The sequence below is a fragment of the Rathayibacter sp. AY1F4 genome, assembly GCF_002931775.1.
Classification (GTDB): domain Bacteria; phylum Actinomycetota; class Actinomycetes; order Actinomycetales; family Microbacteriaceae; genus Rathayibacter.
Genome location: NZ_PSVE01000036.1, coordinates 1 through 20,191, shown reverse-complemented (window position 1 = coordinate 20,191; position 20,191 = coordinate 1). Strand labels below are relative to the sequence as shown.

Sequence of the window (20,191 nt, the reverse complement as noted above, 5' to 3'; positions counted from 1 at the left end):
GCATCCGTTCAGACCGACTTCCCCTCCGCCGACGTGGACGAGGAGGGGGTGGAGGGGGAGGCCGTTGATCTGCCAGTCGGTCATCGTGAGTCACGCTTTCGGTTGAGGAGGCGTTCCGGTGCGCAGCGCATCGTTCAGCCTCCGGCGAGGGTGGTCAGCAGGTCCTGGATGCTCGTCTTCTCTGCGACCGGGTCGGGGCTTCCGGCGCGGACGGAGGAGAGGACGGGGTCGATCTGCTGGTCGACGTAGGTCCACGTCTGGCAGTTCGCGGCGCTCAACGCAGGCTCCGCGTCGTCCCAGGCGGTCTCGAGGTCGGTGGCGCGGGCTTTCGCGCCGGCCTGGTCGCCGCTGGTGACGAGGGCGAGGGTGTCGGCGGTGATCGTCTGGAAGTTCTGCACGTCGGCGGAGGGGAAGTCGGTCTGAACGGATGCCTTCGCGTCAGCTGCGGACAGCGTTCCCGACGCATCGCAGGCCGGGGCTGCGCCTTCGGGTGCTGGGGCGGTGTGCGGCTGGCTGTTGGTGAAGGCGAGCAGCCCGACGACGGCGACGGCGAGGACCGCGAAGGCGACGAGTGAACGGCGTTCGCGGGCGACGGGCGGGGTGTGGTGCTCGGATGCGCCTTTGTCGACATCGGCCTTGCTGAGGGAGAGGTAGACGACGGTGGCGAGGATCGCGACCAGGAAGATGATGCTGGTGACGAAGGTGCCGAGCCCGAGGCCCTGCTCGTCGGGGGACAGGCCGAGCCAGTCGCCGATATTGGCGCCGAGGGGGCGGGTGAGGATGTAGGCGATCCAGAACGCGAGGACCGGGTTCGCGCCGTAGCGCCAGAGGCCGGTGACGATCGCGATCAGGGCGAGGGGCAGGAGGATCGAGACGCCGGGGCCCCAGCCGGTGAGCTCGAGGGTCCAGTCGCCGAGAGCGGTGCCGAGCGCGAAGGTGACCAGGACGGTGAGCCAGTAGAACGCCTCCCGCGGGGTGGTGTCGATGCTGTGGATCGAGAGGGTGCGCTCCTTCGAGTACCAGACGCCGAACACGATCACGAGCAGCACGGAGAAGACGAGGGAGCTGGCCCAGAGGGGCACGCCGAGCTGGTCGGTGAGGATGTCGGTGAGCAGGGTGCCGGTGACGCTCATCACGACGACGGTCAGCCAGTACGCGGAGGGGACGTAGCGTCGCAGCCGCATCTGGATGGCGAGCACCACCGCGGTGACCACGATGAAGATCACGGCGGTCGCGATGAGGCCGACGCCGAGGACCATGTTGATCCAGTCGGCGAAGCTCTCACCGACCGTGGTGCAGAGGATCTTGATGATCCAGAACCAGATGGTGACCTCGGGGACCTTGCTGAGCAGCCGCCGGCCCGAGGCGCGGGATGTCGTCGTTGAGATGTCCATGCCCGCAGAGTCTCAGTCGGGACGTGGGCGGCGGCTCGGGATGCGCCGTACTGCGTTGTGTGTGCTCACAACGACCCGAAGCAGCGCGGTTCGACCAGGTCAGTACCGAGCCGATGGGCTGAGGTTCTGTGCTTTCACAACAGTTGCAGGAGAATCCTCTGCCGCAGGTGGACGCACGTTCGTAGCGTGGACTCCTCCGGCGCGCTCCGCGTCGAGAGACGAGGACGACACTGATGCCGAACCGGGATCCCCTATCGGACGGTGAGATCGCCTACCGGGCAGCGCGACGCTGGCCGCTGATCTCGGCCGGCCTCGCGGCGCTGCTCACCGTCCTCCTGGCCGCGCTGATCTTCTACCGCGAGCACGACAAGCCGTTCGGATTCGACACCGCCTGGATGAACGAGATCATCGAGCACCGGTCCACGTTCTGGCTCGTGCCGTCGCTGGTGATGAACAGCCTCGGAGGCGGGATCCTCGGCACGATCGTGATCCCTCTCATCGTCTTCGTGGCGCTGCTGATCCGGCGCGGACGCTGGGCGGCGACGTACTTCGCGATCGCCGCGCCGCTCGGCGGGCTGCTGGTGCAGATCTTCAAGAACGCGATCGGTCGTCCCAGGCCGCTGGAGATACTCGTGAACGCCGACTTCGGCTCGTTCCCCTCCGGCCACAGCGCGAACGCCGCCACGACCGCGGTGGTCCTCGCTGTCGTCTTCCCGCTCTGGTGGGTCCGCATCGCCGGCGCCGCGTACACGGTGGCGATGATGCTCAGCCGCACCTACCTCGGGGCGCACTGGATCTCCGACACGGTCGGCGGACTGCTCCTGGGCGCCGGCGTTGCCCTGATCGTCTGGGCGCCGCTCGCAGTCCGGCTGCACACCGAGCGCGTGGCGTCACCGCCGCCCCTCTGGCGCCGGATCGCCCGACGGCGGGCCCTCAGCTGACGCCTCGTCAGGGTCGAGGCTTCGCGACGGCGCCGCGGAGGATCGTCAGGAGGACGACGGCGACGATCGACCCGGACGCGATCAGGCCCGCGAGCACGACGATCTGGAAGACGCCCGCCGCCACAGGCGAGAGTCCGCCGAAGACGGCGCCGATGAACGCGCCGGGCAGGACGACGAGACCTGTCGTCCTGGTCTGGTCGGTCAGCGGCACCAGGCCGGTCCAGGCCGCCTCCCGCGCCAGGCCGATCGTAGCCTGCCGGGGCCGGGCGCCGAGAGCCAGCCAGCCCTCGACCTGCTCCCAGCGGTCGGCGAGCGTGATCGCCAGGGCTCGGCCGGTTACGGTCGCGACGGTCATCGCGCCGCCGAGGAGGATCCCGCCGACCGCGAGGACGTAGCGGCCGGTGAACGGGACGGCTCCGAGCCCGAAGACGATCCCGGCGCTGAGGGCGACTCCGGCCGACATCGCCGCGGTGACCGCGAGGACCGTGCGCCGGGTGCGGCCGAGGCGGCCGGACGCCGTGAGCACCGCGGTACCGAACATGACGGCCAGGAAGAGCAGGACCCAGCGGAGGTCCGCGATGACTCCCGAGAGGATCACCGCGAGCACTCCGAGCTGAACAGCCCCACGGAGGATCGCCAGCGCCGGTCGCGCGAACGAGACGACTCCGAACGCGCGGAGTGCGGCCACGGAGACTGCCGCGCAGATCGCGACCGCCGCGGCCACGGCCGCCGGGGTCAGCTGGTCGATGGGCGTTCCTGGATGACCCAGGAGTTGCCGTCGAGGTCGGTGAAGAAGACGAACGAGTTCCACTCCCCGCCGCGGCCCTCGAGGCGGACTCCGTCCTCGAAGTGCGTCACCGGGCTGACGTCCACCCCGCGCTCGGCGAGCTCGGCGCGGGCTGAGTCGATGTCGTCGACGACGAGCTGCAGCCCTTCGAGCCGGGTGGTGCCGGTCTTGAGCTGGATGCTGCTGTGCGAGCCGGGCAGGGTGAGCTGCACGATGCGCATCTCGTCGCTGATCCGCACGTCGAGGTCGAGGTGGAACCCGACCTGGTCGGCGTAGAACGCTTTCGCCCGGGCGACGTCCTCGACGCTGACGGGGACGACTTCGAGATTCCACTGCACAGGGTGCCCCTTCGAGGAAGTGATGGACGAGCGTCGGTCGCCGTCCAGTGTGTCCGGCGGGAGGGCGCCGGGCAATCGGGTCAGCTCGCCGCGATCGTTCCGGTGAGCAGGAGCCCGGACACGACGAGGGCCAGGGCGACGCGGTAGCCGACGAAGACGCCGAAGCCGTGGCCGGCGACGTAGCGCAGCAGCCACGCGATCGATGCGTACGCGACAACGAAGGAGACGAGGGTCGCGACGAGGGTCGGAATCCAGCCGACGCTCACGCTGACATCGGACGCGGCGGTCGCCGCTTCGTAGGCACCGGCGGCGGTGAGCGCGGGGATGGAGAGGTAGAACGCGAACTTCGTCGCCGTCACCCGGTCCAGCCCCCGGAACATCCCACCGCTGATGGTCGCTCCGGACCGGGAGACGCCGGGGATCAGTGCGATGCACTGCACGAGGCCGATGATGACCGCGTCCTTCCGGGTGATCGCGCGACGGTCCTTGGTCTGGGTGCCGACGCGTTCGGCGACGAGCATCACGATGCTCCAGCCGAGCAGCGCGGCGACGACGACCCACAGATTTCGCAGGCCTCCGCTGATGAGGTCCTTGCCGAGGAACCCGATGACCCCGATGGGAATCGATCCGAGGATGACGTACCAGGCGATCCGGTAGTTCGTCCGCGTGCGCTGCGACGGGTGACGCAGCCCGACGAACCACGCGACGGCGAGCTCGGCGATGTCCTTCCGGAAGTAGAGGAGCACGGCGGCGATCGCGCCGATCTGGATGATCGCGGTGAACGCGGTCACCCCGGCGTCGTCGACGCGGAGGCCCATCAGCTTCTCGGCGATGGTGAGGTGCCCGGTGCTGGAGACCGGGAGGAACTCGGTCAGTCCCTCGATGATGCCGAGGATGATCGCCTGGAGGATGTCCATCGGGTCCGTTCCGGTCGGAGGGGAGCCGCGGCGGATCCCGCGAGCGCTTCCGAGAGTAAGGATCGCGACGGCCCTGCTCGGCCGGAAACCGGGTCGCTGTGTGCATCTTCAACGGCCCCGGCGAAGAGCACAGGATGCGGGTCCACCCGCTGCTCGAGCATGACGGGATGACGCACCTTCTCGCCCCGCGCCGATCCTCGCTCCGCGGCGGTGTCCTCGCCGGCCGCTACGCCTCCTCCACGGTCCCGGAGGCGACGGCGCTGTTCTGGATCCTCAAGGTGCTGACGACCGGGATGGGCGAGACGGCGTCGGACTTCCTCTCGACCGCGTTCGACCCCGTGATCGTGGTCGGCGCGACCGGATTCGCGTTCCTCGCCGCGCTGGCGCTGCAGTTCGCGGTGCGCCGGTACATCCCGTGGGTGTACTGGCTGGCGGTGCTGATGGTGAGCGTCTTCGGCACGATGGCCGCCGACGTGCTGCACGTGGTCGCCGGGGTCCCCTACCTCGTCTCCACGCTCGGTTTCGCGCTCGCCCTCGCCGTGGTCTTCGCCCTCTGGTGGCGGGTGGAGCGGACGCTGTCGATCCACTCGATCACGACGCCTCGCCGGGCCCTGTTCTACTGGCTGGCCGTCTCGGGGACGTTCGCGCTCGGCACGGCGGCCGGTGATCTGACCGCGTCGACTCTCGGGTTCGGCTACCTGCCCTCCGCCGTCCTGTTCGCGGTGATCATCGCGGTACCGGCCCTCGCGCACCGGTTCACGGGGAGGAACGCGGTCCTCGCGTTCTGGTCCGCCTACGTCGTCACCCGACCGCTCGGAGCGTCCGTGTGCGACTGGCTCGCGGACCCCGTGAGCACCAGCGGCCTCGGCCTGGGCACCGGCCCGGTCACTCTCGGAGCCCTGGTGGTCTTCCTGCTGCTGGTCGCCGTGATCGCGGTCGGCCGCAGGCCGCGCGGAGCCGTCGCGGCGCCGACTCTCTGAGGTCCGCGGTCAGGCGTCGCGTCGGGCGCGGTTCCTCTGCCGCCAGTAGGTCAGAGCGATGCCGGCGAGGCTGATGACGACGATGCCGACGAGGACGATGTCGATGTACTTCCCGACGAAGTCCGCGACGCCGGGGATCTGTCCCAGGAAGAAGCCGAGGAGGATGACGCCGGTGGACCAGACGGCCGCGCCGAGGGCGTTGAAGCCGACGAAGTGGGCGTAGTGCATCTTCCCGACGCCCGCGGCGACCGGGGCGAAGGTTCGCACGACCGGGACGAAGCGGGCGATCGTGACCGCCCAGCCGCCGAACCGGTCGAAGAACGACTGGGTGCGGGCGACGCTCGAGCGGCTGAACAGGCCGCTGTCCTTGCGCTCGAAGATGCGCGGGCCGGTCTCGCGGCCGATGACGAACCCGAGCTGATCGCCCAGGAACGCGGACACGGCGACCATCAGGATCACCAGCGGCACCGGGAGGCCGATCACGCCGGTGGCGACGAAGACGCCGGTGAAGAAGAGCAGGGTGTCGCCGGGGAGGAAGAACCCGATCAGCAGGCCCGTCTCGACGAACGCGATCAGGCAGACCAGGGCGATCGCCCACGGGCCGGCGCCGTCGAGCAGGGATTGAGGGTCGATCATCGGTTCTCCTTGCGAGGGGTGTGGTCGGGGCGCGTCACGGGGAGGCGGACCTCCACGCCGAGCCCGCGCGGTACGAGGTTGCGGATCGTGAGCTCACCGCCGCCGGACCGGCTGAGCCCGGCGACGATCGCGAGCCCCAGGCCGGCGCCGCCCTCACGGGAGCGGGCGGCGTCCGGGCGGGTGAACCGGTCGGTCGCGACCGCGAGGAACGCGTCGGGGACGCCCGGGCCGTCGTCGTCCACGGAGAGGACGATCTCCTCGGCGCGCTCGACGAGGGTCGCGGTGACGCTGCCGCCGTCGGGCGTCGCGGTCATGGCGTTCGCGAGCAGGTTGTCCAGGATCCGGCCGAAGTCGGTCGGGGAGATCGGGTAGCGGGCGGCGACGGTCGAGGCGGGGGCGACGAAGTCGATGACGAGGTCCCGGTCGCGGGCGAGCATCCTGGCGCGGTCGACGCTGTCGGCGACCTCCGCGCGCAGAGCCGTCGACGTGCCGTCGCCGACCACCGCGCCGGCGTCGATCCTCGACAGGATCAGCAGCCCGTCGGTCAGGGACTGGAGGCGATCGACCGAGCGGCGCGCGTCGACGACGTCGGCGTACAGCGCTGCCGGGTCGTCGCGGACCCGCTCGGCGAGCTCGAGGCGGGTGCGCAGTGCGGCGAGCGGGGTGCGCAGCTCGTGGCTCGCGTCGGCGACGAGCCGCCGCTCCCGGTCCGCCGACTCCCGCAGGTCCTCGATCAGCGCGTTGAGCGTCGCGGCGAGGTCGGAGAGCTCGTCACGGGCCGGCCCGACGGGGAGCAGCTCCGTGGAGCGGCCGTGGCGCAGCCGGTCGGCGATGGCGCGCATCCGCCCCACGGGGCGCAGCGCGAGGCCGACCAGGGCCCAGGACGTGGCGGCGAACGCGACGAACAGGATCGCCAGGGCGATCAGCAGTGTCGTGCTCACCCCGCCCACGACCGCCTCAGCGGTGTCGCGGCTCTCCTCGATCAGCGCCTGCGAGGCTCCGGAGCGGACGAGCTCGATGGTGGACTCGTCGAGGATGTGATCGAGCTGCTCACGGACGATGATCGCGACGATCCCGAAGAACAGCATCGCGACCAGCAGGCTCGAGACCGTGATCCGCACCCGGATCGACAGCGACCGCCACCTCACGGCTTCACCCCGAGGCAGTAGCCCGCGCCCCGCCGGTTTACGATCTCGACCGACGCGCCGCCGGCGCTGAGCTTGCGGCGGAGGTAGCTGATGTACTGCTCCGCGATGTTGTGGTCGACGAACTCCGCCGACCCCCACACCTCCAGCAGGATCTCCTCCCGCGGCATGAACTCCCCCGCACGCACCGCGAGCGCGCGCAGCACCCCGAACTCCTTCGGGCTCAGCGGCAGCATGGAGTCGTCGACGAACGCGGCGTGCGCGTACGGATCCACGCGCAGGTTCCCGAGCACGACCGGTACCCGGTTCGTGAGGTGCTCCCTGCGGATCATCGCCCGGAGGCGAGCGGACAGCTCCTCGAAGTGGAACGGCTTCGCGAGGTAGTCATCGGCGCCTGCATCGAGCCCGAAGACGCGGTCCTGCAGCGCGTCGCGGGCCGTCAGCATGATCACCGGGAGCGTGGCGCCTGTCGCGCGCAGGTGCCGGCAGATCTCGAAGCCGCTCATGCCGGGGAGCATCACGTCGAGGACGGCGGCGGCGTAGTCAGCCTCTCGCGCCGCATTCAGCGCGTCGACCCCGTTCGAGAACAGGGCGACGTCGTAGCCGTCGCCGGTGAGACCGCGCCTGATGAGCTCGCCCATCTCGACGTCGTCCTCGACGACGATCACTGATTCACGCATCCAGGCCTCCTACGGTCATGCTCGCACCGGTGGCGCGGCGGCACCGGCCCGATCCGCCGAGATATGCGGCTTCTCAGCGGTACGCACGGCATCCGGAGGCAGCGCACGCCGGCCACCTCGACGCACGACCACAGGTCGCGCTCGACAGTGACGCCGATCGGAGCGGTGAGGGCGGGGTCCGGAGGCCGGCGCTCGTCCGCTCTCCTCCGCGGACGCCGCGCTCCCGCCGGAGGCGACCCGCTCGCTGCACCGGTCGAGAATCTCGTCCTGCATCGCACTGTCAAGCGGACGATCGACCCTGCGACGACAGGGGATCGACGGGAGCAAGCCGATCCGCCGGAGAGCTCCGACGCGCGAGGTGGGCCTGGAAGGGCCACGCTTCGGGAGGGCTCCCTCCGCGAGGATCACGGCATGGCCCCCCACACGGATCCCCGCCGATGACTCTGCAGGACCTCGCCGACGAGAGGACGTTGTGGCTCGGCGAGTCCTCGAGCAGCCGCTCGAGGGTGTCTCGCTGGTTCGAGTGGAGGTGGCGGGTGTCGGTCATGAACGGCCCTTCGGTGTCTGCGCACGCGCCCCGGTGGCGGTGCTCGGCGTCGCGTCCGACGGTAGGCGCGCGGGTGGAGCCGGTGCGCGAGTCGGATGACTCGAAGAGCGGACGTCGCGTGGCGGCCCCGCGAGAGGCGCGGCCGTGAATCCGGAGCCGGGCGACCGCCTCGACGAGGAGGAGCATCCCCGCACGCCCGCGCTGCCCGAGGCCGCCGTCTCCGCCGCGTCGCTCCCCGACCGGCCGGCCGCGTTCCTCAACGCCCTGCTGACCGAGCACTTCGTGCTGGAGTCGGCGCGCGGCATCACCGTGACGGAGTCGAGCAGCCGCGCTTCGCTCTACCTGACGATGCTCTCCAGCTCGCTCGTGGCCTTCGGCTTCCTCGCCCCGACCCGGTACGCGATGGGGTTCCTCGCGGTGATCATCCCGGTCGTCGTGCTGCTGGGGGTGTTCACCTACGAGCGGCTGGTGCAGACCTCGATGGAGGACATCGCCGCGCTGACGGCCATCCAGCGCATCCGCCGCTACTACGGGACCCTGCTGCCCGGTGCGGGCGCCTACTTCGCGGTGCCGCGCGGCCGCCACGCGCCGAACGAGCTGCTCGAGATCGGCCGGCGGCAGAGCTGGCGGGGCATCTTCTTCACGATGTCCTCGGCGATCGCGGTGGTCAACTCGATCGTGGCGGGCGCCGGAGTCGCGCTCGCGCTGACGCAGAGCGGCGCGGACGAGGTCCCCGCGATCGCGTGCGGGATGGCGGCCGCCGTCGTCCTCGCGGTGCTGCACGGGGTGTACCAGTTCCACCGCTACCGGCAGATGCGGCTGCGGATCGCCGAGGCGGAGGCGCTGGACGGGGTCGAGAGGGGGTGACGGGCGCACTTCAGGCGCCGCGTCGGCCGCCGGCTGGTCGGTGTGCGTCGGCCTGCTCCCGCGACTGCTCAAGAGTTGTCGCAGTCGACGCCCAGTGCGACGACTCCTGGACTCTCGTGGCGATCGCTCGTCGGCGGGCCGCCGCGAACATCAAGAAGTCGCCGTCGTCGGTCGCGAGTACGACGACTTCTGCGCTGTCGCGAGGCTCGCGGCTCAGCCGCGCTCGGCCCGCTCGGCGAGGAGGTACTGCCAGTCGCCCGGCACGCGGTCCTTCGGCCCCGGGGTGGTCTGGGTCGCCGGGTGGCTCTGCGGGTCGGCCAGCGCGGGGCCGTCGGCGTAGTCGTCGGTCCGGTAGTCCCAGAACCAGTCCTCGCGGCCCGCCAGCAGGACCGGCCCGTCGAGCTGCTCCACGAAGGAGCGGAGATACTCCGCGTCGCCCAGCAGGCTGCGGTTCGGCACGGCCGGGACGCGCACGGCGTGGCCGGCGTCGAGCAGGATCCGCGTGACCGGGGCGAAGCTCGCGGCGTCGGCGAACGCTCCGTGGACGAGGACGATGGTGGGTGCGGTCATGGGGCTGTCCTTCCGGTCGGGCTGCGGTCCGGCAGCCGGCTGCGCAGCCGATCCGGACCCGGGCCGAACTGAGGACGGCGGACGGCGCGCGTCGTGACCCCGCGACTCCCCTGCCGACCGGGCGGCCGCCTGTCGCCCGCCCGAGGACACGCTCCAGCGCTCGTCCCGCCCGCTCACGGCGGGCCCCGTCCGCTGCAGCGTCCGCGTCCTGGTCCCGGCGGGGTCACCCTTCGACGGCTGGACCGCCCGGGATCGCGGCGAGGCGGGTCCGCTCGCGGCCTCTCCGGCCGGATCGCCGGCGACAGCGGCGGATCGGCACGCGGACTCCTGTGGCCCGAAGCCCGGGCCGCGGCGTGTCAGCTCGCGAACTCCTCCGGCCAGCCCAGCGCGGCCAGCGACCGGCGCACGCGCTCGATGTCCTCCTCCGAGGGCAGCTCCGAGGTCACTCCGGCGATCGCGGTGCCGACGTCCGCGCGGGAGGCGGGCGCGTCGGCGGCGAGACCGGCGGCCACCTCGGCCACCTCCTCGTCGCTCAGACGGCGGCGGAGGAGCGCCAGCAGCGGCACGAAGTCCTGCTCGGGCAGCCCGGCCGGATAGCCGGCGCGCAGCCAGCGGACGATGCGCGCGACCAGGCCCTCGCGGGTGTCCGGCTCAGCCAGCGACTCCGGGCCCGCCAGCGGCCAGCCCGCGCTCGCGAGCCGCGAGGAGACGCGGGCGACGTCCTCGGGCATCGCCGGTCCGAGCAGCAGCTGCTCGATCCGCTCGCGCACGACGGCCCGTGAGACGACCGTCTCGGCCCGCTCCGACTCCGACAGGAGCCGCGCGACGACCTGCTCGACCTCGTCCGTCGTGAGGCTGCGGCGCAGCAGGCCCAGCAGCGGCAGGTAGTCCTGCTCCGGCACGCCCGACGGGTAGCCCGCGCGCAGCCAGCCGACCACGCGGGCGACGATCCCCTCCCGCGCCGCGATCGGATCGGTCGAGGCCATGCTCAGCCCTTGGGCACGAAGGTCGGGATCACGTGCTCGAAGCTCACCGACTGGCCGAGGCCCGTCGCGATGATGACGCTCAGGCCGATCACGACCGAGCCGACGACGAGGGCGAAGCAGAGCACGCCGATCCCGCGCAGCACCGGGGCGGGCAGACCGCTCCGGACCGCGGGGGCGTCCGACCCGCCCGAGGCGGGAGCACCGGCGGCGACGGCGAAGGAGCGGACGCCGACGGCGAAGAGCACGGGCAGGCCCGCTCCGAGGAGCACGGCGACGAGGGCCACCTGGCCGGCGGCGGAGAGGAAGAGGGAGAGCACGGTGCGGATCCTTTCGCTCAGACGCCGGCGGTCTCGGGCGCGGGGCGTGCCGCCGCGTCCTGCCACTCGTCGTTGACGTTGTGCGCACCGATGCTGTCGCGGCGCGAGCGGATGTAGATGAGGGAGGCGACGGCGACGAGGATCGCGGCCATCAGGAGGCCGCCGGCCGCGCCTCCGACGAGGTGGCCGATCCACCACATCACGGCACCGACGAGAGCGGCGGCCGGGAGCGTGATGACCCACGCGATCACCATGCGCAGCGCCACGCGCCAGCGCACCTGCGCTCCGGGGCGGCCGACTCCGGAGCCGAGGATCGAGCCGGTCGCGACGTGGGTGGTCGAGAGGGCGAAGCCGAGGTGGCTGGAGGCGAGGATGACCGCGGCGGAGGCGCTCTCGGCGGCCATGCCCTGCGGGGTGTCGATCTCGACGAGGCCCTTGCCGACGGTGCGGATGATCCGCCAGCCGCCGATGTAGGTGCCGAGCGAGATGGCCAGCGCGCAGCTGAGCTTGACCCAGAAGGGGACCGACTCGGTGTCGCTCCAGCCGCCGGCCGCGATCAGCGCGAGCGTGATCACTCCCATCGTCTTCTGCGCGTCGTTGGTGCCGTGCGCGAGCGAGACGAGGGAGGCGCTGCCGATCTGGCCGAAGCGGAAGCCGCGGTGGAGGCTCTTCTCGGCGAGGTTGCCGATCACCCGGAAGACGAGCCAGGTGCCGATCGCCGCGACCGCTCCGGCGAGCACGGGCGACATCAGCGCCGGGAGGATCACCTTGCCGACGACGCCGTCGAGCTTCGTGCCGTCGCCGGCCCAGTTCACGCCGTTGAGGCCGAGGCCCGCGAGAGCGGAGCCGATCAGGCCGCCGAAGAGGGCGTGCGACGAGCTCGAGGGCAGGCCGAGCAGCCAGGTCAGCAGGTTCCAGACGATGCCGCCGATGAGGCCGGCCAGCACGATCAGCAGCAGAGCGGATCCACCGTCCTCGAGCAGCGCCGGATCGGGTGCGCCCGAGGAGTCCTGGATCTTCACGACCGCGTTGGTGACGGTCAGCGCCACCTCGATGCTGAGGAACGCACCGACGAGGTTCAGCGACGCCGAGAGGGCGACGGCGGTGCGGGGCTTCAGGGCACCGGTCGCGATGGACGTGGCCATCGCGTTCGCCGTGTCATGGAAGCCGTTGGTGAAGTCGAAGGCGAGAGCCGTGACGACGACGAGCGCGAGCAGGATGAAGGGATCCACGCAGACATGATGCTCCCGCGGCGGGAGGCGTTCCGGCGTGGTCGCGAGGCTTCACCTGCTGTTCACCTCGCGGGGCACGCCCGCCCGGGTATCCTGTGCGGATTCTCAGGCGGGCGAGGCGTCGAGCGGCCGGCGGTGGCCGGATGGCACTCGGGCGGGCGCGCTCAGGACGCCGAGCGCGGCAGCGGCGGGGTGAGGTCCGGGGTGTGCGCGGGGTCGGAGTCGGGGGCCGGCTCCTGCTGTGCGGCGGACCCGGCCGCGGCACCGGCGTCCTCGGCGGACTCCTGATCCTCGGCGGGCTCCTGCGAGCCGGGCAGCGGCGGGGTGAGGTCGAGGGCGGCGACCGCCGGCTCGGCGGCGTGCTTCGGCGTGGTCGGGCGGTTCTCGGCCGCGGTCGCCTTCTTCGCCGCCTTCTCCTGGGTCCGCTTGAGCTTCTCGGTCTGCTCGGCCAGCTTGCGGGCCTTCTTGCGCAGCTTCTTGCTGGAGTCGCGGACCGCCTCGTGCGCCGCGCGCACCGACTTCTCGGCCTTCTTCAGCGCCTTCTTCGCGCGCTTCTGCGCCGCCTTGTCGCGTGCGTCCCTGTCCTTGCCGGTCCCGGCCATGTCCGCTCCTCCGCTCGTCGACCGCTCCGGCCGACTCCCCCACGCTACCGAGCGGCACCCGCCCCGCGAACCCGCTGGCGAGCGCGCCCGGGCCGCGCTAGGCGCGCGGGCGGCGGCTGTCGTGCGGCCGTGCCGTCCTGCTCCTCTCTCCCTCGGTCGCCGCCTCTCCTCCTTCTCCTCGGCTCTCGCCTCAGCCCTGCGGTGCCGTTCGCGGCTGGGAGTCGCGGGCGAGTCGACCCCGCGACGGGCGCGGGTTCGGCAGGCTGGGGGCATGGTCTTCCAGCACGATCCCGGCGGCTACCAGGGCCGCGCCGGCCTCCGGCGTCCCGTGCGCGGGCCCAGGCGCGACAAGTGGATGTGGTGGCGCCTGGGCTCCGGAGTCGCGGCGACGGTCGCCGGTGTGATCGCCCTGCTCGTCTTCACCGCCGACCGCTGAGCACGCCCACCGGCGACCCGGCGCACCCCCGCCACTCCGGATCGAGAGCCGATCGATGCGCTCAACCGCTTGACTCCGGAGGTTTCTCTCAGGTCGGTTCCGGCGGAACGCGGGTAGTTTGGAGGGTCGCATCGGCTCAGCCGTGCGATCAGCCCCACTGCCCCACCCGGCGCTCGCCTCCCCCCTCGAGCGTCGGCAGACCTGGAACCTCCTCTGCATGCACCGTTCGTCACGCGCCTCGACTCCCACCCCCGCAGGAGCCGAGACCGGCAGTCCGTCCGCCCTCCCGACCCGTCGCTCGCTCCGTGAGCAGGAGTCCCGCAGCCGCCGCCCCTCCCGCGGCCCGTCGCGACCCCGCGTCTCCGCCGTCGCCGCGATGACCCTCGTGGCCGGCATCGCGATCACGTCGACGATGCCCGCGTTCGCCGTGGGCGGCACCGCCGACTCCGAGCTGACCCGCGACACGGCCACCGCCGTCGCCGCGGCCCGCCCGCAGAGCTTCGTGGCGGCCGGAGTCGTGCAGCAGAGCGTCACCCGCGACGCCTTCGCCGCCGAGGCCAAGCCCGAGGTCCTCGTGCCCACTGCGTCCCTCGACGCGATCACCGCCACCTCCGGCGAGTCGACCGCGGCCGCCGCCGGAGCGTCCGGAGCGTGGGTCGTCCCGATCTCCGGTCACATCAGCAGCAGCTACGGCCCCCGCCCCGACGCGCCGGTCGCCGGCGTGAACCTGTTCCACAAGGGCACCGATCTCGCCGGCGCCTGCGGCACGCCCGTCCTCGCCGCCTCCAGCGGCACGGTCGAGGAGGCGTCGTACCAGGGCAGCTACGGCAACTGGATCCTGCTCGACAACGGCGGCGGCATCGAGACCGGCTACGCCCACAACAGCGAGCTGATGGTGTCGGTCGGCGAGACCGTCACCGTCGGCCAGGTCATCGCGCTGCGCGGCTCGACCGGCGCCTCCACCGGCTGCCACCTGCACTTCGAGACAAGGGTCGACGGCGAGGCGGTCGACGCCGTGCCGTTCATGGCCGAGCTCGGCGTCCCGATCGGCTGACGCCCGGGCGACTCGAGAGCCCGGACGTCGCGGTGGTCGCTCTCGACCACCGCGACTTCTGCGTTCTCGTGAGCGCGCAGGCCGGCGTCAGGGCCCGGGGACGGCCCGCGCCCCGGTCGAGACGGCGGCCGACCAGTGCGCGTCGTCCGGCACCGTCGTCACCCTGATCTCGGCGTCCTGCTCGACGGCGATCTGCATGGTGCCCGTGTTGCCGCCTCCGGTGCCGGTGCGGGTCGTGCTCGGGCTGTAGACGCACGACGATCCGCTCGTCATCAGGCCGACGACCTCGATCGTCACCTCGGCGTCCGCGGTGTCGCAGGCGACCGAGACGGTGATGTGCAGCGGATCGCCGCTGAGGTACACGGTCTGCGGATCGACGGGGCCGACCTGATCGGTCCACCGCACGGCGGCGGTCGCTCCCTCGGGCAGCGTCACGGGCCCGAGCGGAGCCTCGGTGGGCGTCGCGGTCGGAGCGGCCGTCGGAGCAGCGGTGCCGGGAGCGGCGGGTGTCGCCTCCTCCGCCTGGTCGGCGCCGCTCGTGCAGCCGCTCAGAGCGAGCGCCGCGAGCAGTGCCGAGGCGCCCAGCGCGGTCGCGCGCCGTCCCGCCCGGAGCCCCGTCGCCCGGCGCTGAGCGGTCGTTCTCGTGGTGTCCATGGTGGTTCCCCCTGTCCACTGGCGTCCCTCCGGTCTACCCGAGCCCGCGCGGCCGCGGATCGCACTCTGCGGCGGTTGCCAGGGTCGGGGGCCGTGCTGCGGATCGATGGGGAGCTCCTCCGTACCGGCGCGGCGGCCCGTCGATCCGCTCGGGTGCCGCGGATGATCGGCACCGGGCGGATCCGACGCCCGCCGTACCCGGCGCACCCCGCCGACCCGCCCCTCTGCACCCGGAAGGCACCGCCATGATCGCCTCGAACACCTACCCCTTCGCCGGACGCACCGTCCTGGTCACCGGAGCCGGCTCCGGCATCGGCCGCTCCATCGCACGCGCCTTCCTCGAGCAGGGCGCGAGCGTCGCGGTCGCCGGGCGCACCCCCGCCACGCTCGAGGAGACCGTCGCCGGCTTCCCGGCCGAGCGCGTCCTGGTCGTCCCCACCGACGTCTCGGTCCGGGCCGAGGTCGACGCGCTCGTCGAGGGCACCGTCGCGAGGTTCGGCGGGATCGACGTCCTCGTGAACAACGCGGCCGGCCACCTCGGCGGCCCGATCGAGGAGGTGGAGGACGACGCCTGGCGCTCGCTCTTCGCCACGAACGTCGACGCCCTCTTCTACGCGGTGAGGGCGGCGCTCCCCCACCTCAAGGCGAACCGCGGCAACATCGTCGTCGTCTCCTCCGTGTCGGGCATCCGCGGCGACTGGGGTCAGGCCGCCTACAACGCGACGAAGGGCGCGATCACGACGCTCGTGCAGTCGCTGGCCCTCGACTTCGGCGCGCACGGGGTGCGGGTCAACGCCGTCGCTCCCGCCTTCACGCAGACGCCGCTGACCGAGTCGATGGCCTCGACCCCCGAGGAGCTCGCGCCCTTCATCGATCGCATCGCCCTCGGGCGCCCCGGGCAGCCGGACGACATCGCCCCGCCGGTGCTGTTCCTCGCCAGCGCGGACGCGGCGTACATCACCGGCGCGATCCTGGCCGTGGACGGCGGAACGAGCGCCTCGACGGGGCAGCCGCACCTGTAGGCGGGCGTGCGGCGGATCGGCGGCGGCTCGGCTATCCGCCTGCTCGGCCGGGGCGGCTCGGTCGCCCGGAAGCGGCGGCCAGGCGGATCGGAGTCGGGGGGGCGGGGGCGGCGGCTCCGCCCAGAACCCGAGTGCTCGCGTCGGATCCTGCGGCCCCGCTCGTGAGGGTCCTCCGGGCTCGACTGCGGGCGCCCCCAGCCCGTATCACTCCATCCCTGACCGCGCACTCAGACTCAACCGACACCTGTGGAGTACCGTTGAGTCAATTGCATGCAGACGCATGGATACGGACTCGCCGACCGCACGGCCTCCGAGCCCATCCCTCTTCGAGCAGGAGTCGTCATGACCACCACCAGCACCCGCTTCACCGACCGCGTCGTCCTCATCACCGGAGGTGGATCCGGCCTGGGCCGCGCCGCCGCCGTCCGCCTCGCCCAGGAGGGCGCGAAGCTCGCCCTCGTCGACATCTCGGAGCAGGGCCTCGCCGCCACGGTCGACGTCCTGCCCGAGGGCACCGAGTCGATCACCGTCCTCGCCGATGTGTCGAAGGAGGCGGACGTCGACGCCTACGTCGCGCGCACCCTCGAGGCGTTCGGCCGCATCGACGGCTTCTTCAACAACGCCGGCATCGAGGGCCGCCAGAACCTCACCGAGGACTTCACGGCCGACGAGTTCGACAAGGTCGTCGCGATCAACCTCCGGGGCGTGTTCCTCGGCCTCGAGAAGGTGCTGAAGGTGATGCGCGAGCAGGGCTCGGGCATGGTCGTCAACACCGCGAGCGTCGGCGGCATCACCGCGATCGGCAACCAGTCCGGCTACGCGGCCGCCAAGCACGGCGTCGTCGGCCTGACCCGCAACTCCGCGATCGAGTACGGCGAGTTCGGCATCCGCATCAACGCGATCGCGCCCGGGGCCATCTGGACCCCGATGGTCGAGAACTCGATGAAGCAGCTCGACCCGCAGAACCCGCGCAAGGCGGCCGAGGAGTTCATCCAGGTCAATCCGACCAAGCGCTACGGCGAGGCCGACGAGATCGCCTCGGTCGTCGCCTTCCTCCTCTCGGACGACGCCTCCTACGTGAACGCGACCGTCCTCCCGATCGACGGCGGTCAGTCCATCAAGTACTGAGGTCCCGCGGAGGGAGCGGAGGGAGCGCCTGCTGCGGCGGGCGAGCCCTCCGGTCTCCCGCTGACGCCGCGTCATTCGTGGGACGGACTCGGCCGCTCCTCCACAGGTGCTCCCTCCGACGTGCGTCCCCACCGGGCCTCCGTCGCGCAGCACCCGGCACCGCGGCGGGAGCAGAATGGGGGTCGGTCCCGCCAGCGGCCGGACCTCGACCGCTACGGAGACATGCATGAACCCCACCGGGAGCTTCCGCGCCGCCCGCGACACCCTCCTGCGGCACCGCACCGATGCGGTCGCCGCGAACGAGGCCTTCCAGTGGCCGGACGTCGGGCCCCGCTTCAACTGGGCGGTGGACTGGTTCGACGCGATCGCCATCGGCAACGAGCGCCCCGCCCTCTGGATCGTGGAGGAGGACGGCTCCGAGGAGACGTACTCCTTCGACCGGATGCGCTGGCGCTCCGACGAGGTCGCCGCCTGGCTCCACTCGGTCGGCGTCGAGCAGGGCGATCACGTGATGCTCATGCTCGGCAACCGCCTCGAGCTGTGGGAGTCGATGCTCGCGATCATGAAGCTCGGCGCGGTCATCCTCCCCACGACGACCCTGCTCTCGCCCGCCGATCTGGCCGATCGCCTCGAGCGCGGCGAGGTCGCGCACGTCATCGCGGACGCCTCCGAGACAGCCAAGTTCGACGAGATGGAGGGCGACTTCGGGCGCATCGCGGTCGGCGGCGCCGTCGAGGGCTGGCTCGACTACGCCGACTCGCTCGAGCCCTTCGGCATCAGCCCGACCGTGGTCGTCCAGAGCTCCGATCCGTGCCTGATCTACTTCACCTCCGGCACCACCTCGAAGCCCAAGATGGTCGTGCACACCCACGAGTCGTACCCCGTGGGGCACCTCAGCACGATGTACTGGCTCGGCGTGCAGCCGGGCGACGTGCACATGGCGATCAGCTCGCCGGGCTGGGGCAAGCACGCGTGGAGCTGCTTCTTCGCGCCGTGGAACGCCGAGGCGACCGTGTTCGTCTACAACTACAGCCGCTTCTCCCCCACCGCACTGCACGAGCAGCTCGACCGGGCCGAGGTCACCACGTTCTGCGCGCCGCCGACCGTGTGGCGGATGCTGATCCAGTCGGCGCTGGGAGCGAAGCCGCGCGCGCTGACCGAGATCCTCTCGGCGGGCGAGCCGCTCAACCCCGAGGTCATCGCGACCGTCGAACGGGAGTGGGGACTCACGATCCGCGACGGCTACGGCCAGACCGAGACCACCGCGATCATCGCGAACCCGCCCGGCGCCCCCGTGGTCCCCGGGGCGATGGGCCGCGCGCTGCCCGGCGTCGCCATCGCCCTCGTCGATCCGCTGACCGGCGAGCCCGCCTCCACCGGCGAGATCTGCCTCGACCTCTCCGTCGAGCCCGTCAACCTGATGTCCGGCTACCTCGGCGACGAGGACCGCACCGAGCGTGCCCGCGCCGACGGCTACTTCCACACCGGCGACGTGGCGGTCCGCGCGGTCGACGGCACGATCACCTTCGTCGGCCGCACCGACGACATCTTCAAGTCCTCCGACTTCAAGATCTCGCCGTTCGAGGTCGAGAGCGTGCTGCTGCAGCACCCCGCCGTCGCCGAGTCCGCGGTGGTGCCGGCTCCGGACGAGGTGCGCCACAGCGTGGTGAAGGCCTACGTCACCCTCGCCGACGGCTGGGAGCCGACCGCCGAGACGGCGAGCGCGATCTTCGCCCACACCCGGGAGCTGCTCTCCTCCTTCGAGCGGGTGCGGCGCCTCGAGTTCCACCCCCTGCCCAAGACGATCTCGGGCAAGATCCGCCGCGTCGAGCTGCGCGAGCGCGAGGAGGAGGCGTTCCGCCGCGGCGAGGAGATCCCCACGGAGTGGCGCGCCGACCGCCTCTAGGCGCGGCGGCCCTCGTCCGCCGGGACACCGCCGAGACCGCCGAAGCACCGCTGGGACGGCGGCGTCTCGGCGGGGCGGTGTGGTGGCACGACGTGATGCGACGGGCCGGGACGTCGTCCGCCGGTGACCAGCGGGAGCGGGTGCCGTCAGCGCGGAACCAGCGCGGCGTCGGCGGCGTCCGGATCAGAGGACGGCGATCAGCTCGGCGTCAGCGCGGGCGGACGGCGATCAGCTCGCCGTGGTCGCGGACGCCGGGGGCGCTGCGGCGGAGCGAGTGGGCCACCTCGAGGCCGGCCCGCTCGGCGAGGGCGCGCATCTCGGCGAGCGGATGGAACCACGCCGGTGCGACGGCGTGCGCGAACGCCTCCGTGCGCGGCCCTTCGAAGAAGCCGATCAGCAGGCTTCCGCCCGGTCGGAGGTGCGCGGCGAGCGCCGCGACCGCGCCGGGCAGCTCCGCCGGCGGCAGGTGGATGAGCGAGTACCACGCGAGAACGCCCCCGAGGCCGTCGACGTCGAGCTCGAGCGCCGAGCCGAGCCGGAACGGGACGTCCGGGAACCGCGCCCGCGCCAGAGCGACGAACTCCGGCACCGGGTCGACGCCGATAGCGGCGGCTCCGCGGCGCTGGAGGAACTCCGTCCAGTGCCCGGGCCCGCAGCCCACATCGGCGACCGTGCCCTCCAGCCCGTCGGCCCACGACCCGATCAGCTCGCGGTCGGCCGCGGGCCCCGCGTCGACCGATCCGAGCAGCGCCGCGTACTCCTCCGCCCGCGCGCCGTACGCGTCCCGCACCTCGTCCATCCGGTGAGCGTAGGCCGTCTCGAAACGGCGCGCAGCGGGCACTCGGAGGCGCGTGGCACGTTCCGCGGTGCCGTTGGCACGGCTCGGCGGCACGGTTCACTGGCGCGTTCTGACGTCCTGGCGCGCCTGCCTCGCGAGCGTTCGCGCCCGGCGTCCCGAGGCGCTCCCCGAGGACGGATCATCGAGGTGCCGCGCCCCGTCCCCGCCCCGAAGGAGACCCGAAGACCAGGGCGGCGGCGGGCAGGGCGGGGGC

The 20,191-nt window shown here is 72.1% G+C and carries 22 protein-coding genes; 8 read left to right on the top strand and 14 right to left on the bottom strand.

Annotated elements, in window-relative coordinates:
• Positions 1-134: 134 nt before the first annotated feature.
• The gene (locus C5C59_RS16390; protein WP_104239346.1) at positions 135-1,394 is read right to left on the bottom strand and encodes a hypothetical protein; all 1,260 of its coding nucleotides are present in this window, start codon (positions 1,392-1,394) and stop codon (positions 135-137) included.
• Positions 1,395-1,627: 233 nt separating this feature from the next.
• Here C5C59_RS16390 and C5C59_RS16385 point away from each other — a divergent pair, with 233 nt between their 5' ends.
• On the top strand, positions 1,628-2,335 hold the full coding sequence (locus C5C59_RS16385) for a phosphatase PAP2 family protein (RefSeq protein ID WP_104239345.1): 708 nt from the start codon (positions 1,628-1,630) through the stop codon (positions 2,333-2,335).
• Positions 2,336-2,342: 7 nt separating this feature from the next.
• On the opposite strand, the gene C5C59_RS16380 is transcribed toward C5C59_RS16385, so the two are convergent.
• The 3 genes from C5C59_RS16380 to C5C59_RS16370 form a co-directional block, all read right to left on the bottom strand.
• Positions 2,343-3,059 carry an ABC transporter permease gene (locus tag C5C59_RS16380; protein WP_258062812.1) on the bottom strand — a complete coding sequence of 239 codons (717 nt, stop codon included), beginning with the start codon at positions 3,057-3,059 and terminating at the stop codon, positions 2,343-2,345.
• Between the two features lie 11 nt (positions 3,060-3,070).
• Entirely contained in the window at positions 3,071-3,460 is a 390-nt protein-coding gene (locus tag C5C59_RS16375) for a VOC family protein (RefSeq protein WP_104239344.1), read from the bottom strand.
• Positions 3,461-3,540: 80 nt separating this feature from the next.
• Entirely contained in the window at positions 3,541-4,377 is an 837-nt protein-coding gene (locus C5C59_RS16370) for an undecaprenyl-diphosphate phosphatase (protein ID WP_104239343.1), read from the bottom strand.
• Positions 4,378-4,544: 167 nt separating this feature from the next.
• On the opposite strand from C5C59_RS16370, the gene C5C59_RS16365 reads away from it, so the two are divergent.
• Positions 4,545-5,357 carry a hypothetical protein gene (locus tag C5C59_RS16365; protein WP_104239348.1) on the top strand — a complete coding sequence of 271 codons (813 nt, stop codon included), beginning with the start codon at positions 4,545-4,547 and terminating at the stop codon, positions 5,355-5,357.
• A 9-nt stretch (positions 5,358-5,366) separates the two neighbouring features.
• Here C5C59_RS16365 and C5C59_RS16360 read toward each other — a convergent pair whose 3' ends face one another.
• The 3 genes from C5C59_RS16360 to C5C59_RS16350 are packed head-to-tail and all read right to left on the bottom strand — an operon-like array spanning position 5,367 to position 7,818.
• A complete protein-coding gene (locus tag C5C59_RS16360; RefSeq protein WP_104239342.1) occupies positions 5,367-5,993 on the bottom strand; it encodes a DedA family protein in 627 nt (208 codons plus the stop codon).
• The gene (locus tag C5C59_RS16355) at positions 5,990-7,141 is read right to left on the bottom strand and encodes a cell wall metabolism sensor histidine kinase WalK (protein ID WP_146082880.1); all 1,152 of its coding nucleotides are present in this window, start codon (positions 7,139-7,141) and stop codon (positions 5,990-5,992) included. The genes C5C59_RS16360 and C5C59_RS16355 overlap by 4 nt, the downstream gene beginning before the upstream one ends.
• Positions 7,138-7,818 (bottom strand): response regulator transcription factor, encoded by a 681-nt coding sequence (locus C5C59_RS16350; protein WP_104239340.1) that lies wholly within the window; start codon positions 7,816-7,818, stop codon positions 7,138-7,140. Before C5C59_RS16350 ends, C5C59_RS16355 begins: the two co-directional genes overlap by 4 nt.
• Positions 7,819-8,509: 691 nt before the next feature.
• Between C5C59_RS16350 and C5C59_RS16340 the strand changes: the two genes are divergently transcribed.
• Positions 8,510-9,232, top strand: a complete 723-nt coding sequence (locus tag C5C59_RS16340) for a hypothetical protein (protein ID WP_104227440.1) — start codon at positions 8,510-8,512, stop codon at positions 9,230-9,232.
• A 213-nt stretch (positions 9,233-9,445) separates the two neighbouring features.
• Here the strand turns inward: C5C59_RS16340 and C5C59_RS17675 are convergent, their stop codons facing one another.
• The 5 genes from C5C59_RS17675 to C5C59_RS16315 form a co-directional block, all read right to left on the bottom strand.
• Positions 9,446-9,802: a hypothetical protein gene (locus tag C5C59_RS17675; protein ID WP_258062811.1), complete on the bottom strand. Its 357-nt coding sequence runs from the start codon at positions 9,800-9,802 to the stop codon at positions 9,446-9,448.
• A gap of 356 nt (positions 9,803-10,158) precedes the next feature.
• Positions 10,159-10,788 carry a DUF3349 domain-containing protein gene (locus C5C59_RS16330; protein ID WP_104224010.1) on the bottom strand — a complete coding sequence of 210 codons (630 nt, stop codon included), beginning with the start codon at positions 10,786-10,788 and terminating at the stop codon, positions 10,159-10,161.
• Positions 10,789-10,790: 2 nt separating this feature from the next.
• Positions 10,791-11,105 carry a hypothetical protein gene (locus C5C59_RS16325; protein ID WP_104227380.1) on the bottom strand — a complete coding sequence of 105 codons (315 nt, stop codon included), beginning with the start codon at positions 11,103-11,105 and terminating at the stop codon, positions 10,791-10,793.
• A 17-nt stretch (positions 11,106-11,122) separates the two neighbouring features.
• A complete protein-coding gene (locus tag C5C59_RS16320) occupies positions 11,123-12,337 on the bottom strand; it encodes an inorganic phosphate transporter (RefSeq protein ID WP_104224012.1) in 1,215 nt (404 codons plus the stop codon).
• Between the two features lie 164 nt (positions 12,338-12,501).
• Entirely contained in the window at positions 12,502-12,939 is a 438-nt protein-coding gene (locus tag C5C59_RS16315; protein ID WP_104239338.1) for a hypothetical protein, read from the bottom strand.
• Positions 12,940-13,210: 271 nt separating this feature from the next.
• On the opposite strand from C5C59_RS16315, the gene C5C59_RS17415 reads away from it, so the two are divergent.
• Together C5C59_RS17415 and C5C59_RS16310 are read left to right on the top strand one after the other, a co-directional pair.
• The gene (locus tag C5C59_RS17415; protein WP_159940529.1) at positions 13,211-13,375 is read left to right on the top strand and encodes a hypothetical protein; all 165 of its coding nucleotides are present in this window, start codon (positions 13,211-13,213) and stop codon (positions 13,373-13,375) included.
• Between the two features lie 217 nt (positions 13,376-13,592).
• Positions 13,593-14,429 (top strand): M23 family metallopeptidase, encoded by an 837-nt coding sequence (locus C5C59_RS16310; protein ID WP_104239337.1) that lies wholly within the window; start codon positions 13,593-13,595, stop codon positions 14,427-14,429.
• A gap of 87 nt (positions 14,430-14,516) precedes the next feature.
• On the opposite strand, the gene C5C59_RS16305 is transcribed toward C5C59_RS16310, so the two are convergent.
• Positions 14,517-15,083 (bottom strand): hypothetical protein, encoded by a 567-nt coding sequence (locus tag C5C59_RS16305; protein ID WP_104239336.1) that lies wholly within the window; start codon positions 15,081-15,083, stop codon positions 14,517-14,519.
• 245 nt (positions 15,084-15,328) lie between these two features.
• Between C5C59_RS16305 and C5C59_RS16300 the strand changes: the two genes are divergently transcribed.
• The 3 genes from C5C59_RS16300 to C5C59_RS16290 all read left to right on the top strand — a co-directional run bounded on the left by C5C59_RS16300 (position 15,329) and on the right by C5C59_RS16290 (position 19,139).
• The gene (locus C5C59_RS16300; protein WP_258062810.1) at positions 15,329-16,105 is read left to right on the top strand and encodes an SDR family NAD(P)-dependent oxidoreductase; all 777 of its coding nucleotides are present in this window, start codon (positions 15,329-15,331) and stop codon (positions 16,103-16,105) included.
• Positions 16,106-16,375: 270 nt separating this feature from the next.
• A complete protein-coding gene (locus C5C59_RS16295; protein ID WP_104239335.1) occupies positions 16,376-17,233 on the top strand; it encodes a glucose 1-dehydrogenase in 858 nt (285 codons plus the stop codon).
• Between the two features lie 226 nt (positions 17,234-17,459).
• On the top strand, positions 17,460-19,139 hold the full coding sequence (locus C5C59_RS16290; protein WP_104251325.1) for an AMP-binding protein: 1,680 nt from the start codon (positions 17,460-17,462) through the stop codon (positions 19,137-19,139).
• A gap of 208 nt (positions 19,140-19,347) precedes the next feature.
• Here C5C59_RS16290 and C5C59_RS16285 read toward each other — a convergent pair whose 3' ends face one another.
• Positions 19,348-19,938: a trans-aconitate 2-methyltransferase gene (locus C5C59_RS16285; protein WP_104251324.1), complete on the bottom strand. Its 591-nt coding sequence runs from the start codon at positions 19,936-19,938 to the stop codon at positions 19,348-19,350.
• Positions 19,939-20,191: the final 253 nt, after the last annotated feature.